Annotated in this window: 14 protein-coding genes; 11 read left to right on the forward strand and 3 right to left on the reverse strand. The window is 60.6% G+C overall.

The annotated features are described in order from the left end of the window. Positions 1-69: 69 nt before the first annotated feature. The 11 genes from nuoC (at position 70) to nuoN (ending at position 13,838) form a co-directional block, all read left to right on the forward strand. Positions 70-1,854: an NADH-quinone oxidoreductase subunit C/D gene (gene nuoC, locus HYI44_RS01870; RefSeq protein ID WP_122839250.1), complete on the forward strand. Its 1,785-nt coding sequence runs from the start codon at positions 70-72 to the stop codon at positions 1,852-1,854. 2 nt (positions 1,855-1,856) lie between these two features. Then, positions 1,857-2,354, forward strand: a complete 498-nt coding sequence (nuoE, locus tag HYI44_RS01875; protein ID WP_008020715.1) for an NADH-quinone oxidoreductase subunit NuoE — start codon at positions 1,857-1,859, stop codon at positions 2,352-2,354. Further along, a complete protein-coding gene (nuoF, locus tag HYI44_RS01880; protein ID WP_225568605.1) occupies positions 2,351-3,706 on the forward strand; it encodes an NADH-quinone oxidoreductase subunit NuoF in 1,356 nt (451 codons plus the stop codon). The genes nuoE and nuoF overlap by 4 nt, the downstream gene beginning before the upstream one ends. A 137-nt stretch (positions 3,707-3,843) precedes the next feature. Next, positions 3,844-6,558, forward strand: a complete 2,715-nt coding sequence (gene nuoG / locus HYI44_RS01885; protein ID WP_122839252.1) for an NADH-quinone oxidoreductase subunit NuoG — start codon at positions 3,844-3,846, stop codon at positions 6,556-6,558. Further along, positions 6,555-7,562 (forward strand): NADH-quinone oxidoreductase subunit NuoH, encoded by a 1,008-nt coding sequence (nuoH, locus tag HYI44_RS01890; protein WP_028623953.1) that lies wholly within the window; start codon positions 6,555-6,557, stop codon positions 7,560-7,562. The genes nuoG and nuoH overlap by 4 nt, the downstream gene beginning before the upstream one ends. A 9-nt stretch (positions 7,563-7,571) precedes the next feature. Further along, positions 7,572-8,120 carry an NADH-quinone oxidoreductase subunit NuoI gene (nuoI, locus tag HYI44_RS01895; protein WP_045062308.1) on the forward strand — a complete coding sequence of 183 codons (549 nt, stop codon included), beginning with the start codon at positions 7,572-7,574 and terminating at the stop codon, positions 8,118-8,120. A gap of 9 nt (positions 8,121-8,129) precedes the next feature. Next, positions 8,130-8,633 (forward strand): NADH-quinone oxidoreductase subunit J, encoded by a 504-nt coding sequence (gene nuoJ / locus HYI44_RS01900; RefSeq protein ID WP_225568606.1) that lies wholly within the window; start codon positions 8,130-8,132, stop codon positions 8,631-8,633. Between the two features lie 2 nt (positions 8,634-8,635). Further along, the gene (gene nuoK, locus HYI44_RS01905) at positions 8,636-8,944 is read left to right on the forward strand and encodes an NADH-quinone oxidoreductase subunit NuoK (protein WP_007905077.1); all 309 of its coding nucleotides are present in this window, start codon (positions 8,636-8,638) and stop codon (positions 8,942-8,944) included. Beyond that, entirely contained in the window at positions 8,941-10,794 is a 1,854-nt protein-coding gene (nuoL, locus tag HYI44_RS01910; protein ID WP_225568607.1) for an NADH-quinone oxidoreductase subunit L, read from the forward strand. The genes nuoK and nuoL overlap by 4 nt, the downstream gene beginning before the upstream one ends. 40 nt (positions 10,795-10,834) lie before the next feature. After that, entirely contained in the window at positions 10,835-12,367 is a 1,533-nt protein-coding gene (gene nuoM, locus HYI44_RS01915) for an NADH-quinone oxidoreductase subunit M (RefSeq protein ID WP_122839254.1), read from the forward strand. Between the two features lie 7 nt (positions 12,368-12,374). Then, the gene (gene nuoN, locus HYI44_RS01920) at positions 12,375-13,838 is read left to right on the forward strand and encodes an NADH-quinone oxidoreductase subunit NuoN (RefSeq protein ID WP_122839255.1); all 1,464 of its coding nucleotides are present in this window, start codon (positions 12,375-12,377) and stop codon (positions 13,836-13,838) included. Positions 13,839-15,012: 1,174 nt separating this feature from the next. Here the strand turns inward: nuoN and HYI44_RS01925 are convergent. The 3 genes from HYI44_RS01925 to HYI44_RS01935 are packed head-to-tail and all read right to left on the reverse strand — an operon-like array spanning position 15,013 to position 17,887. After that, entirely contained in the window at positions 15,013-16,755 is a 1,743-nt protein-coding gene (locus HYI44_RS01925) for an ABC transporter substrate-binding protein (RefSeq protein ID WP_045062319.1), read from the reverse strand. 48 nt (positions 16,756-16,803) lie between these two features. Then, positions 16,804-17,076 (reverse strand): DUF2160 domain-containing protein, encoded by a 273-nt coding sequence (locus HYI44_RS01930; protein ID WP_225568608.1) that lies wholly within the window; start codon positions 17,074-17,076, stop codon positions 16,804-16,806. Between the two features lie 10 nt (positions 17,077-17,086). Next, a complete protein-coding gene (locus HYI44_RS01935; protein ID WP_045062323.1) occupies positions 17,087-17,887 on the reverse strand; it encodes a carbohydrate ABC transporter permease in 801 nt (266 codons plus the stop codon). Positions 17,888-17,891 lie beyond the last annotated feature (4 nt).

Genomic DNA, 17,891 nt, shown 5'->3' on the forward strand with positions numbered 1-17,891 from the left:
AGATCTGCTTCTTTTATAGAACGAGACACTGGCTTCATTCTTTACGTTGACCGAAAGCGATAAATAACCATGACTACAGGCAGTGCTCTGTACATCCCGCCTTACAAGGCAGACGACCAGGATGTGGTCGTCGAACTGAACAACCGTTTTGGCCCGGAGGCGTTCACCGCCCAGCCGACCCGCACCGGCATGCCGGTGCTTTGGGTTGCCCGTGCCAAACTTTTTGAAGTCCTGAGCTTCCTGCGCAACCTGCCCAAGCCGTACGTCATGCTTTATGACCTGCACGGCGTGGACGAGCGCCTGCGCACCAAGCGTCAAGGGCTGCCGAGCGGCGCCGACTTCACCGTGTTCTATCACCTGATGTCGATCGAACGTAACAGTGACGTGATGATCAAGGTCGCCTTGTCCGAGAGCGACCTCAGCGTACCGACCGTTACCAGTATCTGGCCTAACGCCAACTGGTACGAGCGTGAAGTGTGGGACATGTACGGCATCGACTTCAAAGGTCACCCGCACCTGACCCGCATCATGATGCCGCCTACCTGGGAAGGTCACCCGCTGCGCAAGGACTTCCCGGCCCGGGCCACCGAGTTCGACCCGTTCAGCCTGACCCTGGCCAAGCAACAGCTCGAGGAAGAAGCCGCGCGCTTCAAGCCGGAAGACTGGGGCATGAAGCGTTCCGGGGCAAACGAGGACTACATGTTCCTCAACCTCGGCCCGAACCACCCTTCCGCGCACGGTGCGTTCCGCATCATCCTGCAGCTGGACGGCGAGGAGATCGTCGACTGCGTGCCAGACGTCGGTTACCACCACCGTGGTGCCGAGAAAATGGCCGAGCGCCAGTCCTGGCACAGCTTCATCCCGTACACCGACCGTATCGACTACCTCGGCGGCGTGATGAACAACCTGCCGTACGTGCTCTCGGTCGAGAAGCTGGCCGGCATCAAGGTGCCCGAGAAGGTCGACGTCATCCGCATCATGATGGCCGAGTTCTTCCGGATCACCAGTCACCTGCTGTTCCTGGGGACTTACATCCAGGACGTCGGCGCAATGACCCCGGTGTTCTTCACCTTCACCGACCGCCAGAAGGCGTACACGGTGATCGAGGCCATTACCGGTTTCCGTCTGCACCCGGCCTGGTACCGCATCGGTGGCGTCGCCCACGATCTGCCGCGCGGCTGGGAAAAACTGGTGAAAGACTTCGTCGAGTGGATGCCAAAGCGTCTGGACGAATACCAGAAAGCCGCCCTGGACAACAGCATCCTCAAAGGCCGGACCATCGGTGTCGCCGCCTACAACACCAAGGAAGCCTTTGAATGGGGCGTCACCGGTGCTGGCCTGCGTTCGACCGGTTGCGATTTCGACCTGCGTAAAGCGCGTCCTTATTCCGGCTACGAGAATTTCGAATTCGAAGTGCCGCTGGCGGCCAATGGCGATGCCTATGATCGTTGCATCGTTCGCGTCGAAGAAATGCGCCAGAGCATCAAGATCATCGAACAGTGCATGCGCAACATGCCGGAAGGCCCGTACAAGGCGGATCACCCGCTGACCACGCCGCCGCCGAAAGAACGCACGCTGCAGCACATCGAGACCCTGATCACGCACTTCCTGCAAGTTTCGTGGGGCCCGGTCATGCCGGCCAACGAATCCTTCCAGATGATCGAAGCGACCAAGGGCATCAATAGTTATTACCTGACGAGCGATGGCGGCACCATGAGCTACCGCACCCGGATTCGCACCCCAAGCTTCCCCCACCTGCAGCAGATCCCTTCGGTGATCAAAGGCAGCATGGTCGCGGACTTGATCGCGTACCTGGGTAGTATCGATTTCGTTATGGCCGACGTGGACCGCTAAGCATGAACAGCACGCTTATCCAGACAGACCGTTTCACCTTGAGTGAAACCGAGCGCTCGGCCATCGAGCACGAGCTGCATCACTACGAAGATCCGCGCGCGGCGTCGATCGAAGCCCTGAAGATCGTCCAGAAGGAACGTGGCTGGGTGCCCGACGGTGCCCTGTACGCCATCGGCGAAATCCTCGGCATCCCGGCCAGCGACGTAGAAGGCGTGGCGACGTTCTATAGCCAGATCTTCCGTCAGCCGGTGGGCCGCCACATCATTCGCGTCTGCGACAGCATGGTCTGCTACATCGGCGGCCACGAGTCTGTGGTCAGCGAAATCCAGAGTAAGCTCGGCATCGGCCTGGGTCAGACCACCGCCGACGGTCGTTTCACCCTGCTGCCGGTCTGCTGCCTCGGCAACTGCGACAAGGCGCCGGCGTTGATGATCGACGACGACACTTTCGGTGATGTGCAGCCAGCAGGCGTTGCCAAATTGCTCGAGGGCTACGTATGACCCTGACTTCCTTTGGTCCTGCCAACCGCATCAAGCGGTCGGCCGAGACTCACCCGCTGACCTGGCGCCTGCGTGACGACGGCGAAGCCGTGTGGCTCGACGAGTACCAGGCCAAGAACGGTTATGCCGCTGCGCGCAAGGCGTTCGCCGACATGGCCCAGGACGACATCGTCCAGACCGTGAAAGACGCCGGCCTCAAGGGTCGCGGCGGTGCAGGCTTCCCCACGGGCGTGAAGTGGGGCCTGATGCCCAAAGACGAAGCTATCAACATCCGATACCTGCTGTGCAACGCGGATGAAATGGAGCCGAACACCTGGAAAGACCGCATGCTGATGGAGCAACTGCCCCATCTGCTGATCGAAGGCATGCTGATCAGTGCTCGCGCGCTGAAAACCTACCGTGGCTACATCTTCCTGCGTGGCGAATACACCACCGCGGCCAAGCACCTCAACCGTGCCGTGGAAGAAGCCAAGGCTGCAGGCCTTCTGGGCAAGAACATCCTGGGATCGGGTTTTGATTTCGAGCTGTTCGTCCACACCGGTGCCGGGCGTTACATCTGCGGTGAAGAAACCGCACTGATCAACTCCCTCGAAGGCCGCCGCGCCAACCCGCGCTCCAAGCCGCCCTTCCCTGCCGCCGTGGGCGTGTGGGGCAAGCCGACTTGCGTGAACAACGTTGAAACCCTGTGCAACGTGCCGGCGATCATTGCCGACGGCGTGGACTGGTACAAATCGTTGGCCCGTGAAGGCAGTGAAGACATGGGCACCAAGCTCATGGGCTTCTCCGGCAAGGTCAAGAACCCGGGCCTGTGGGAATTGCCGTTCGGCGTCACCGGTCGCGAGTTGTTCGAAGACTACGCCGGTGGCATGCGCGACGGCTTCAAGCTCAAAGCCTGGCAGCCGGGCGGCGCCGGTACCGGTTTCCTGTTGCCGGAACACCTGGACGCACAAATGTACGCCGGCGGCATCGCCAAAGTGGGCACCCGCATGGGTACCGGCCTGGCCATGGCGGTGGACGACAGCGTCAACATGGTGTCCCTGCTGCGCAACATGGAAGAGTTCTTCTCCCGTGAGTCGTGCGGCTTCTGCACCCCGTGCCGTGACGGTTTGCCGTGGAGCGTCAAGCTGCTGCGCGCAATCGAGAACGGTGAAGGGCAAGCCGGCGACATCGAGACCCTGCTGGGTCTGGTCGGTTTCCTCGGCCCGGGCAAGACCTTCTGTGCTCACGCACCGGGCGCCGTGGAGCCGTTGGGCAGCGCAATCAAATACTTCCGCCATGAGTTCGAAGCCGGCATCGCGCCTGTCAGCGCCGTCGTCCCGCCTCTGGCACGGCCGATCGTAATCGGCGCGTAAACGCTTAAAAAGGCGAAGGGCCCGTGCTCTTCGCTTTGTCGTGTGATGACGCCTTGAACGGCTGTGTTGAATCACGCGAATAACAAGATTCCATTAGCCACGCCCGCTGACACCGGGCCAACGAAGAACTTTGAACCATGGCCACTATCCACGTAGACGGCAAAGAGCTCGAAGTCGACGGGGCAGACAACCTGTTACAGGCATGTCTGTCGCTAGGCCTCGATATTCCGTATTTCTGCTGGCACCCCGCCCTAGGCAGCGTTGGCGCTTGCCGCCAGTGCGCGGTCAAGCAGTACACCGACGCCAACGATACCCGTGGTCGGATTGTCATGTCCTGCATGACGCCCGCCACCGACGGCAGCTGGATCTCCATCGAAGACGAAGAAGCGAAAGTGTTTCGCGCCAGCGTCGTCGAATGGCTGATGACCAACCACCCCCACGACTGCCCGGTCTGTGAGGAAGGCGGTCACTGCCACCTGCAAGACATGACGGTGATGACCGGCCACAACGAGCGCCGTTATCGCTTCACCAAGCGTACCCACCAGAACCAGCAACTGGGCCCGTTCATTTCCCACGAAATGAACCGCTGCATCGCTTGCTACCGCTGCGTGCGCTTCTATAAAGACTACGCCGGCGGCACCGACCTCGGTGTATTCGGCGCCCACGACAACGTGTACTTCGGTCGCGTTGAAGACGGCACCCTGGAAAGCGAGTTCTCCGGCAACCTCACCGAGGTCTGCCCGACCGGTGTGTTCACCGACAAGACTCACTCCGAGCGCTACAACCGCAAGTGGGACATGCAGTTCTCGCCGAGCATCTGCCATGGCTGCTCCAGCGGTTGCAACATCTCCCCGGGCGAGCGCTACGGTGAACTGCGTCGTATCGAAAACCGCTTCAACGGTTCGGTCAACCAGTACTTCCTGTGCGACCGTGGCCGTTTCGGCTATGGCTACGTCAACCGCGAAGACCGCCCGCGTCAGCCTTTGCTGGCCAATGGCGCCAAGCTGAGCCTCGACGAAGCGCTGGATAAAGCCGCTGACCTGCTGCGCGGTCGCAACATCGTCGGTATCGGTTCGCCCCGTGCCAGCCTCGAGAGCAACTACGCGTTGCGCGAACTGGTCGGCGCCGAGCACTTCTACTCCGGTATCGAAGCCGCCGAGCTGGAACGCATTCGCCTGGTCATGCAGGTGCTTAAAGACAGCCCGCTGCCGATCCCGAACATGCGCGACATCGAAGACCACGACGCGATCTTCGTCCTCGGTGAAGACCTGACCCAGACCGCTGCCCGTATGGCACTGTCCCTGCGTCAGTCGGTCAAGGGCAAGGCTGAAGACATGGCCGACGCCATGCGCGTCCAGCCCTGGCTCGACGCCGCCGTGAAGAACATCGGCCAGCACGCGCTGAACCCGCTGTTCATCGCCAGCCTGGCTGAAACCAAGCTCGACGATATCGCCGAAGAGTGCGTGCACGCCGCTCCAGACGATCTGGCGCGCATCGGTTTCGCCGTGGCTCATGCCCTCGACGCCAGCGCTCCAGCAGTTGAAGGCCTCGACACCGAAGCCCTTGAACTGGCCCAACGCATTGCCGACGCCCTGCTGGCCGCCAAGCGTCCACTGATCATCGCCGGCACCTCCCTGGGTTCCAAGGCGCTGATCGAAGCCGCTGCCAACATCGCCAAAGCCCTTAAACTGCGCGAGAAGAACGGTTCCATCAGCCTGATCGTGCCAGAGGCCAACAGCCTCGGCCTGGCCATGCTGGGTGGCAACTCGGTCGACGAAGCGCTGCAGGCCGTGATCGATGGCCAGGCCGACGCACTGGTCGTGCTGGAAAACGATCTGTACACCCGTACCGACAAGGCGCTGGTTGATGCTGCCCTGAACGCTGCGAAAGTGCTGATCGTCGCCGACCACCAGAAGACCGCCACCAGCGATCGTGCTCACCTGGTGCTGCCCGCTGCCAGCTTTGCTGAAGGCGACGGCACCCTGGTCAGCCAGGAAGGCCGCGCCCAGCGCTTCTTCCAGGTGTTCGATCCGAAGTACATGGACGCGAGCATTCTGGTCCACGAAGGCTGGCGCTGGCTGCATGCCCTGCGTGCCACCCTGCTGAACCAGCCGATCGACTGGACCCAGCTGGACCACGTTACCGCTGCCGTTGCTGCCAGCACGCCGCAACTGAACCGTATCGTCGATGCCGCACCGTCCGCCGCGTTCCGCATCAAGGGCATGAAACTGGCCCGTGAACCGCTGCGTTACTCCGGTCGTACCGCCATGCGCGCCGACATCAGCGTGCACGAACCGCGTACACCGCAGGACAACGACACCGCGTTCAACTTCTCGATGGAAGGTTATTCGGGCTCGGTCGAACCGCGTCAGCAAGTGCCATTCGCCTGGTCCCCGGGCTGGAACTCGCCGCAAGCCTGGAACAAGTTCCAGGATGAAGTCGGTGGTCACATCCGCGCTGGCGACCCAGGCACCCGCCTGATCGAAAGCACCGGCGATTCGCTGAACTGGTTCGCCGCTGTACCGCGTGCATTCAACCCGGCTCCGGGTACCTGGCAGGTCGTGCCGTTCTTCCACTTGTTCGGCAGCGAAGAGAACTCTTCCAAGGCCGCGCCGGTTCAAGAGCGTATTCCGGCTGCTTATGTCGCTTTGGCCAAATCCGAAGCCGATCGCCTGGGTGTCAACGAGGGTGCCTTGCTCAGCTTGAACGTGGCTGGCCAGACCCTGCGTCTGCCACTGCGGATCAACGAAGAACTGGGTGCCGGTCTGGTTGCATTGCCAGCGGGTATCGCCGGGATTCCACCGGCGATCTTCGGCAAATCCGTTGACGGTCTGCAGGAGGCAGCTCAATGACCTGGTTCACGCCTGAAGTGATTGACGTGATCATCGCGGTTCTCAAGGCCATCGTGATTCTGCTCGCCGTGGTGGTGTGCGGCGCGCTGCTGAGCTGGGTCGAGCGTCGTTTGCTTGCCCTCTGGCAGGACCGTTACGGTCCGAACCGCGTCGGCCCGTTCGGCGCGTTCCAGATCGCGGCCGACATGATCAAGATGTTCTTCAAGGAAGACTGGACTCCGCCGTTCGCCGACAAGATGATCTTCACCCTGGCACCGGTCGTGGCCATGAGCGCCCTGCTGATTGCCTTCGCGATCATCCCGATCACCCCGACCTGGGGCGTGGCGGACATCAACATCGGCATCCTGTTCTTCTTCGCCATGGCGGGCCTGTCGGTCTACGCGGTGTTGTTCGCCGGCTGGTCGAGTAACAACAAGTTCGCCCTGCTGGGCAGCTTGCGGGCCTCGGCGCAGACCGTGTCGTACGAAGTGTTCATGGGCCTGTCGCTAATGGGCATCGTGATCCAGGTCGGCTCGTTCAACATGCGCGACATCGTCGAATATCAAGCGCAGAACCTGTGGTTCATCATTCCGCAGATCTTCGGTTTCCTGACCTTCTTCATCGCCGGCGTCGCCGTGACTCACCGTCACCCGTTCGACCAGCCCGAAGCGGAGCAGGAACTGGCCGACGGTTACCACATTGAATACGCCGGCATGAAATGGGGCATGTTCTTCGTTGGCGAGTACATCGGCATCGTGTTGATTTCGGCGCTGCTGGTGACCTTGTTCTTCGGTGGCTGGCATGGCCCGTTCGGCATTCTGCCGCAGATCCCGTTCATCTGGTTCGCGCTGAAAACCGCGTTCTTCATCATGATCTTCATCCTGCTGCGCGCCTCGATTCCGCGCCCACGGTATGACCAAGTGATGGATTTCAGCTGGAAGTTCTGCCTGCCGCTGACCCTCGTCAACATGCTGGTGACCGCTGCGATCGTGTTGCTCAACACGCCCGCCGTCGCGGCTCAGTGAGGATAGAGAATCATGAAGTACATAATTGACATCGTGCATGGTTTCTTCACCCAGCTTCGCAGCCTGGTGATGATCTTCGGCCATGCCTTCCGCAAGCGTGACACGCTGCAGTACCCGGAAGAGCAGGTCTACCTGCCGCCGCGCTACCGTGGCCGTATCGTTCTGACCCGTGACCCTGATGGCGAAGAGCGTTGCGTAGCCTGCAACCTGTGCGCCGTGGCGTGCCCGGTCGGCTGCATCTCGCTGCAGAAAGCTGAAACCGATGACGGTCGCTGGTACCCGGAGTTCTTCCGCATCAACTTCTCGCGCTGCATTTTCTGCGGCCTCTGCGAGGAAGCCTGCCCGACCACCGCGATCCAGCTGACACCGGATTTCGAGATGGCCGAGTTCAAACGTCAGGACCTGGTTTACGAGAAAGAAGATCTGCTGATCTCCGGCCCCGGCAAAAACCCTGATTACAACTTCTATCGTGTTGCAGGTATGGCCATTGCCGGAAAGCCCAAGGGCGCCGCGCAAAATGAAGCCGAACCGATCAACGTGAAGAGCTTGCTGCCTTAAGGAAGAAAGATGGAATTCGCTTTCTATTTCGCATCGGGTATCGCTGTGGTGTCCACGCTTCGCGTGATCACTCACACCAACCCCGTGCACGCCCTGCTCTACCTGATCATTTCGCTGATCGCCGTGGCCATGACGTTCTTCGCCCTCGGCGCACCGTTTGCCGGTGTCCTGGAAGTGATTGCCTACGCTGGCGCCATCATGGTGCTGTTCGTGTTCGTGGTGATGATGCTCAACCTTGGCCCGGCCTCGGTTCAGCAAGAGCGCGTCTGGCTCAAGCCTGGCATCTGGCTCGGCCCGACCATCCTCGGCGTGCTGCTGCTGGCTGAACTGCTGTATGTGCTGTTCGCCCATCAGAGCGGCCAGGCCATCGGCCACACCACCGTAGACGCCAAGGCCGTGGGCATCAGCCTGTTCGGTCCTTACCTGCTGGTGGTTGAACTCGCCTCGATGCTGCTGCTCGCTGCAGCCGTCACGGCGTTCCACTTGGGCCGTAACGAAGCCAAGGAGCAATGACGATGCCTGCTATCCCTTTGGAGCATGGTCTGGCGGTCGCCGGCATCCTGTTCTGCCTCGGTCTGGTCGGCCTGATGGTCCGCCGCAACATTCTCTTCGTGCTGATGAGCCTGGAGGTCATGATGAATGCCTCCGCGTTGGCGTTCATCGTCGCCGGTAGCCGCTGGGGCCAGCCGGATGGACAGATCATGTTCATCCTGGTGATCAGCCTGGCAGCCGCCGAGGCCAGTATTGGCCTGGCGATTCTGTTGCAGCTGTATCGCCGCTTCCACACTCTCGATATCGACGCTGCCAGCGAGATGCGCGGATGAATCTTCTCTATCTGACTTTCGTATTCCCTCTCATAGGTTTCCTGCTGCTGTCGTTCTCCCGGGGACGCTTTTCGGAAAACCTTTCGGCGCTGATCGGCGTCGGCTCCATCGGCCTGTCTGCCATCGTCACGGCCTACGTGATCTGGCAATTCAACGTCGCCCCGCCGGAAGGCGGCCACTACACCCAGGTGTTGTGGCAGTGGATGGCGGTTGAAGGCTTTACGCCGAACTTCGCGCTGTACCTGGATGGCCTGTCCGTAACCATGCTCGGCGTGGTAGTGGGCGTCGGTTTCCTGATCCACCTGTTCGCGTCCTGGTACATGCGCGGTGAAGACGGTTACTCGCGCTTCTTCGCCTACACCAACCTGTTTATCGCCAGCATGCTGTTCCTGATCCTGGGCGATAACCTGTTGTTCCTGTACTTCGGCTGGGAAGGCGTGGGCCTGTGCTCGTACCTGTTGATCGGTTTCTACTACAGCAACCGCAACAACGGTAACGCGGCACTCAAGGCCTTTATCGTGACCCGCATCGGCGACGTGTTCATGGCCATCGGCCTGTTCATCCTGTTCGTGCAACTGGGCACGCTCAATGTCCAGGAACTGCTGGTACTGGCACCGCAGAAGTTCCAGGTCGGTGATTTCTGGATCGTCCTGGCGACCCTGATGCTGCTGGGTGGCGCCGTGGGTAAATCCGCGCAACTGCCACTGCAAACCTGGCTGGCGGACGCGATGGCCGGTCCGACTCCGGTTTCGGCACTGATCCACGCCGCGACCATGGTCACCGCCGGTGTCTACCTGATTGCCCGTACCCACGGCCTGTTTGCCCTGGCCCCGGACATCCTGCAACTGGTCGGCATCGTCGGCGGTGTGACCCTGGTGCTGGCCGGTTTTGCCGCGCTGGTGCAGACCGACATCAAACGTATCCTCGCCTACTCGACCATGAGCCAGATCGGCTACATGTTCCTGGCGTTGGGCGTTGGTGCCTGGGATGGTGCGATCTTCCACCTGATGACCCACGCCTTCTTCAAGGCGCTGCTGTTCCTCGCTTCCGGTGCGGTGATCGTCGCCTGCCACCACGAGCAGAACATCTTCAAGATGGGCGGCCTGTGGAAGAAACTGCCACTGGCCTACGCCAGCTTCATCGTCGGCGGCGCGGCCTTGTCGGCCCTGCCACTGGTGACCGCAGGCTTCTATTCCAAGGACGAAATCCTCTGGGAGGCGTTTGCCAGCGGCAACCACGGTCTGCTGTATGCAGGTCTGGTCGGCGCGTTCATGACCTCGCTGTACACCTTCCGCCTGATCTTCATCGCGTTCCACGGTGAAGCGAAGACTGAAGCGCACGCCGGTCATGGCATCGCTCACTGGCTGCCCCTGTCGGTGTTGATCGTATTGTCCACCGCCATCGGCGCGATGATCGTTCCGCCACTGCAAGGTGTGTTGCCGCAAAGCGTCGGCCATGCCGGCGGCGAAGCCAAGCACAGTCTGGAAATCGCCTCGGGCGCCATCGCCCTGGCCGGTATCCTGCTGGCTGCCTTGCTGTTCCTCGGCAAGCGTCGTTTCGTTACTGCAATCGCCAACAGCGGCATTGGCCGCTTCCTTTCGGCCTGGTGGTTCGCTGCCTGGGGCTTCGACTGGATCTACGACAAACTGTTCGTCAAGCCATACCTGGCGATCAGCCACGTACTGCGCAAAGACCCGCTGGACCAGACCATCGGCCTGATCCCGCGTATGGCCAAGGGCGGTCACACCGCCTTGAGCCGTACCGAAACCGGTCAACTGCGTTGGTACGCGGCCTCGATGGCAGCCGGCTCCGTGCTGGTCATCGGCGCCATTGTGCTGGTAGCGGTCTGAATATGAACCTTGCGAACTTGCGAAAGGAATTGAGCCCGTCATGATTCTGCCTTGGCTAATCCTGATCCCCTTCATCGGCGGCCTGCTGTGCTGGATGGCTGAGCGCTTCGGCGCTACCCTCCCGCGCTGGATTGCGCTGATCACCATGTCCCTGTTGCTCGCTCTTGGCCTCTGGCTGTGGGCAACCGGCAACTATTCATTTGCCCCGGCGCCTGGCGCCGATCCAACCTGGGCGCTTGAGTTCAAGCACACCTGGATCCAGCGTTTCGGCATCAGCGTGCACCTGGCCCTCGACGGCCTGTCGCTGTTGATGATCCTGCTCACCGGCCTGCTGGGTATCCTCTCGGTACTGTGCTCGTGGAAAGAGATCCAGCGTCACGTTGGCTTCTTCCACCTGAACCTGATGTGGATCCTGGGCGGTGTCGTCGGCGTGTTCCTCGCCCTCGACCTGTTCATGTTCTTCTTCTTCTGGGAAATGATGCTGGTGCCGATGTACTTCCTCATCGCGCTCTGGGGTCACAGTTCTTCGGACGGCAAGAAAACCCGGATCTACGCGGCGACCAAGTTCTTCATCTTCACCCAGGCTTCCGGCCTGATCATGTTGGTGGCGATCCTCGGTCTGGTACTGGTCAACTTCAACAACACCGGCGTGATCACGTTCAACTACGCCGACCTGTTGAAAACCAAGATGTCGCTCACCACCGAGTACATCCTGATGCTGGGCTTCTTCATTGCCTTCGCGGTGAAGCTGCCAGTCGTGCCGTTCCACTCCTGGTTGCCTGATGCTCACGCCCAGGCGCCAACTGCAGGTTCGGTCGACCTGGCCGGTATCCTGTTGAAAACCGCCGCCTACGGCCTGCTGCGTTTTGCCTTGCCGCTGTTCCCGAATGCCTCGGCCGAGTTCGCACCGATCGCCATGACCCTGGGTCTGATCGGGATTTTCTACGGCGCATTCCTGGCGTTCGCGCAAACCGACATCAAGCGTCTGATTGCCTTCTCGTCCGTTTCCCACATGGGCTTCGTGCTGATCGGCATCTATTCCGGCAGCCAGCTCGCGCTGCAGGGCGCAGTGATGCAGATGCTGGCGCACGGTGTTTCGGCAGCGGCGCTCTTTATCCTCAGCGGCCAGCTGTACGAGCGCACCCATACCCGCGACATGCGTCAGATGGGCGGCCTGTGGTCGAAGATCGCCTACCTGCCCGCCATCAGCCTGTTCTTTGCTGCCGCGTCCCTGGGCTTGCCGGGTACCGGTAACTTCGTGGGTGAGTTCCTGATCCTGATCGGCACGTTCGCCAGCGCTCCATGGATCACATCGATTGCCACGACCGGCCTGGTGTTCGGTTCGGTGTACTCGCTGATCATGATTCACCGTGCCTACTTCGGCCCGTCCAAATCGGACGCGGTGCTGCATGGCATGGATGCTCGCGAACTGATCATGGTGCTGGGCCTTGCGGTACTGCTGATTTACCTCGGCGTATACCCGCAACCGTTCCTCGATACTTCTGCCGCCACGATGCATGGCGTGCAGCAATGGCTCAGTACCGCCTTCACTCAACTCGCTTCGGCCCGGTAAGAGCGCTATGGAATTTACGACTCAACACTTTATCGCGCTGGCGCCGCTGTTGATCACCACCGTCACGATCATCGTGGTGATGCTGGCGATTGCCTGGCGCCGTAACCACTCGCAGACCTTCCTGATTTCCGTGGCAGGTCTGAACCTGGCGCTGCTGTCGATCCTTCCTGCCCTGAAAGTTGCGCCTCTGGCCGTAACTCCATTGCTGCAAATCGACAGTTTCGCCTGCTTGTACATGGCGCTGATCCTGGTCGCCACCCTCGCTTGTGTAACCCTCGCCCACGCCTACCTCGGCGATGGCGGCTCGGGTTACCCGGGCAACCGTGAAGAACTGTACCTGCTGATCCTGATGTCCGCCCTCGGCGGTCTGGTGCTGGTCAGCGCGCAGCACTTGGCCGGCTTGTTCATCGGTCTGGAACTGCTGTCGGTACCGGTCTACGGTCTGGTGGCGTATGCCTTCTTCAACAAGCGTTCGCTGGAAGCCGGCATCAAATACATGGTGCTGTCGGCCGCCGGTTCCGCATTCCTGTTGTTCGGCATGGCCCTGCTGTATGCCGATTCCGGCAGCCTGAGCTTCGTCGGTATTGGCCAGGCCCTCGCGGCCACCGGCCTGCCGAGCTCGCTGGCACAACTGGGCCTGGGCATGATGCTAGTCGGTCTGGCATTCAAGCTGTCGCTGGTACCGTTCCACCTCTGGACCCCGGACGTTTACGAAGGTGCTCCGGCACCTGTGGCCGCGTTCCTGGCCACCGCGTCGAAAGTCGCTGTGTTCGCCGTGATGGTGCGTCTGTTCCAGATCTCCCCAGCCGCAAGCAGCGGTGTGCTGAGTGACGTGCTGACCATCATCGCCATCGCGTCGATTTTGTTCGGTAACCTGCTGGCCCTGACCCAGAGCAACCTCAAGCGTCTGCTGGGTTACTCGTCCATCGCGCACTTCGGTTACCTGCTGATCGCCCTGGTGGCGAGCAAGGGCCTGGCCGTGGAAGCCATTGGCGTGTACCTGGTCACCTACGTCATCACCAGCCTCGGCGCCTTCGGCGTGATCACGCTGATGTCCTCGCCGTACAACGGCCGTGACGCCGATGCCCTGTACGAATACCGCGGCCTGTTCTGGCGCCGTCCGTACCTGACTGCGGTACTGACCGTGATGATGCTGTCCCTGGCGGGTATCCCGCTGACTGCGGGCTTCATCGGCAAGTTCTACATCATCGCCACCGGCGTCGAGTCGCATCAATGGTGGCTCGTCGGTTCCCTGGTACTGGGCAGCGCCATCGGCGTCTTCTACTACTTGCGCGTGATGGTCACCCTGTACCTGATCGAGCCGAACCTGCGTCGCCACGATGCGCAACTGCACTGGGAACAACGTGCAGGCGGCGTGATGCTGCTGGCCATCGCTGTGGTCGCCTTCTTCCTCGGCGTGTACCCACAGCCGTTGCTGACCCTGGTTCAGCAGGCGGTATTGGCGGGTTGATCGCTTGGCGGTAATCGGTAGAAAACAAAACGGCACCTTCGGGTGCCGTTTTTGCGTTTGGCGCACTGAGATTTCAGGCTCCGGACGCCAGCCCGGCTCTTTACCGCCGGAGGCCGCAGAATTCCTGACGCGCTGAAAACTGTGGGAGCGGGCTTGCCCGCGAAGGCGTCAGGTCAGTCGAAAACTGAGGTGCCTGACACTCTGTCATCGCGGGCAAGCCCGCTCCCACAGTGGATCTCCGGTGAACACAAAATGTGTGAACGCCTGCGGTTAACTGTGGGAGCGGGCTTGCCCGCGAAAGCGTCAGGCCAGTCGAAACCTGTGGTGCCTGATACTCTGCAATCGCGAGCAGGCTCGCTCCCACAGTGGATCTCCGATGAACACAACATGTGTGAACGCCTGCGGTTAACTGTGGGAGCGGGCTTGCCCGCGAAAGCGTCAGGCCAGTCGAAACCTGTGGTGCCTGATACTCTGCAATCGCGAGCAGGCTCGCTCCCACAGTGGATCTCCGATGAACACAACATGTGTGAACGCCTGCGGTTAACTGTGGGAGCGGGCTTGCCCGCGAAAGCGTCAGGCCAGTCGAAACCTGTGGTGCCTGATACTCTGCAATCGCGAGCAGGCTCGCTCCCACAGTGGATCTCCGATGAACACAACATGTGTGAACGCCTGCGGTTAACTGTGGGAGCGGGCTTGCCCGCGAAAGCGTCAGGCCAGTCGAAACCTGTGGTGCCTGATACTCTGCAATCGCGAGCAGGCTCGCTCCCACAGTGGATCTCCGATGAACACAACATGTGTGAACGCCTGCGGTTAACTGTGGGAGCGGGCTTGCCCGCGAAAGCGTCAGGCCAGTCGAAACCTGTGGTGCCTGATACTCTGCAATCGCGAGCAGGCTCGCTCCCACAGTGGATCTCCGGTGAACACAACATGTGTGAACGCCTGCGGTTACCTGTGGGAGCGGGCTTGCCCGCGAAAGCGTCAGGTCAGTCGAAACCTGTGGTGCCTGATACTCTGCAATCGCGAGCAGGCTCGCTCCCACAGTGGATCTGCGGTGAACACAACATGTGTGAACGCCTGCGGCTAACTGTGGGAGTGAGCCTGCTCGCGATTGCGGTCGTACAGGCATAAATAAAAACGGCACCTTCCGGTGCCGTTCGCCATTCGCGGTCAGCTTTTACTTACGCGCATCCGCCCAGGATTTCAGCAGTTCGTTGTAGTTCACGGTTTCACCTTTTGGCTTCTCGTTCGCCAGTTTCGGCTTCGGCGCACCGGGCTGGTCGAACCAGTATTGCGCATCCCGTTCCGGGTTCATCTTCGGCCCGCATACCGGCTGTGCCTTGGAGCGTTCCAGGCGGGTCATGATCGCGTCCTGATCCTTGGCCAGGCCATCGAGTGCCTGTTGCGGGGTTTTTTCGCCGCTGGCGGCTTCGGCGATGTGGCTCCACCACAGTTGTGCCAGGCGCGGATAGTCCGGCACGTTGGTGCCGGTCGGGGTCCATTGCACACGGGCCGGGCTGCGATAGAACTCCACCAGGCCGCCGAGTTTAGGCGCGAGGTCGGTCATGGCCTGCGAATTGATGTCCGACTCGCGAATAGGCGTCAGGCCGACGATGGTTTTCTTCAGCGAGACAGTTTTCGAGGTCACGAACTGCGCGTACAGCCAGGCCGCCAGTTTTTGTTTTTCAGGCGTCGACTTCATGAACGTCCAGGACCCCACGTCCTGATAACCAAGCTTCATGCCCTCTTCCCAATAAGGCCCGCGCGGTGACGGTGCCATGCGCCATTTCGGCGTGCCGTCGGCGTTCACCACCGGCAAGCCCGGTTTGGTCATGTCGGCGGTAAAGGCGGTGTACCAGAAGATCTGTTGGGCGATGTTGCCCTGGGACGGCACCGGGCCGGATTCGGAGAACGTCATGCCTGCGGCTTCCGGTGGAGCGTAGGCCTTCATCCAGTCGACGTACTTCTGCGTCGCATAAACAGCTGCCGGGCCATTGGTATCGCCGCCACGGGTCACGCTGGAGCCGACCGGATGGCAGTCCTCGACGCGGATGCCCCACTCGTCCACCGGCAAGCCATTGGGGATACCCTTGTCGCCGCCACCGGCCATGGAAAACCAGGCATCGGTGAATCGCCAGCCCAGGGACGGGTCTTTCTTGCCGTAGTCCATGTGCCCGTAGATCCGCTTGCCGTCGATTTCCTTGACGTCCTCGCTGAAGAACTTGGCAATGTCTTCATAAGCCGACCAGTTCACCGGCACACCCAATTCGTAGCCGTACTTTTCCTTGAACTTGGCCTTCAGGTCCGGACGTTCAAACCAGTCCGCGCGGAACCAGTAGAGGTTGGCGAACTGCTGGTCCGGCAGTTGATAGATCTTGCCGTCCGGCGCGGTAGTGAACGAAATGCCAATGAAATCCTTGATGTCCAGGGTCGGCGAGGTGAAGTTCTTGCCTTCGTTGGCCATCAGGTCGGTGATTGATTCAGTCTTGCCGTAGCGGAAATGCGTACCGATCAAATCCGAGTCGTTGACCCAACCGTCATAGATGCTCTTGTCTGACTGCATCACGGTTTGCAGCTTCTCCACCACATCGCCTTCCTGCAGCAGGTCGTGGGTCAGCTTGATCCCGGTGATCTCGGTAAAGGCCTTGGCCAACACCTTGGACTCGTATTCGTGGGTGGTCAGGGTTTCCGAGACCACTTTGATGTTCATCCCGCGAAAGGGCTCGGCAGCCTTGATAAACCACTTCAGCTCTTCGAGCTGCTGCTCTGGCGTCAGCGTGGACGGCTTGAACTCGCTGCCAATCCATTTCTTGGCGGCGTCTTCATAGGCATCGGCCCAGGCCGCAGCGCTCAACCCGCTGAGTGCCAGCATGGCTGCCAATGAAACGCTATGTCGCAGCTTATTGTTTTTGTCGAACATAGAGACCTCCTGTTTGAGTTTTGGAGCAACTTTGCCGAGCGATGTCGACTAGCCCCAGCGCATCACAGCCAACAGCCACACCAGGGAGAACGCGGACGCTACCCAGATGCTCCAGTCGGTGGCGCCAATCACCAGCAAATGCAGGTAGGCGCTACCGAGAAGACCGATAAACAGCCGATCGCCACGGGTGGTGGCAATCGGTAAAAAACCGCGGCGTAGGACGCTCGGAGAACGCAGCTCCCACGTCGTCATGCCCACCAGGATCAGGCCAATGACGATGAAAAACACCGCGGTGGGGACAGTCCAGCTCATCCATTCCATCATCAGCTCCTCATACCCGGCCCAGGGCAAAACCCTTGGCCACGTGGTTGCGCACAAACCAGATCACCAGCATCCCGGGCAAGATGGTCAGTACCCCTGCCGCCGCCAGCACACCCCAGTCGATACCGGACGCCGAGACCGTGCGAGTCATCACCGCCGCGATCGGCTTGGCGTTCACCGAAGTGAGGGTGCGCGCCAGCAGCAACTCGACCCAGGAAAACATGAAGCAGAAAAATGCCGTAACACCGATCCCGGAGCCGATCAGCGGGATGAAGATCTTCACGAAGAACTTGGGGAAACTGTAGCCGTCGATGTAGGCCGTTTCGTCGATTTCCTTAGGCACCCCGGACATGAAGCCTTCGAGGATCCACACGGCCAGCGGCACGTTGAACAGGCAGTGCGCCAGGGCCACGGCGATGTGCGTATCGAACAGACCAATCGAGGAGTACAGCTGAAAAAACGGCAACAGGAACACGGCCGGGGGCGCCATGCGGTTGGTCAGCAGCCAGAAGAACAGGTGCTTGTCGCCCAGGAAGCGATAACGCGAGAACGCATAGGCGGCCGGCAACGCCACGCTCAGGGAAATCACCGTGTTCAGGCTCACGTAATACAGCGAGTTGAGGTAGCCGGTGTACCAGGCCGGATCAGTGAAGATGACCTTGTAGTTGGCCAAGGTGAAGTCCTGCGGAAACAGGGTCAGGCCGCTGAGGATTTCGGTGTTGCTCTTGAAGGACATGTTCAGCAGCCAATAGATCGGCACCAGCAGGAACAGGATGTAGATCAGCAACGGGATCAGCTTTCTTTTGCTCATGGCA

The sequence above is a fragment of the Pseudomonas sp. Y24-6 genome (genome assembly GCF_020295325.1).
Classification (GTDB): domain Bacteria; phylum Pseudomonadota; class Gammaproteobacteria; order Pseudomonadales; family Pseudomonadaceae; genus Aquipseudomonas; species Aquipseudomonas gregormendelii.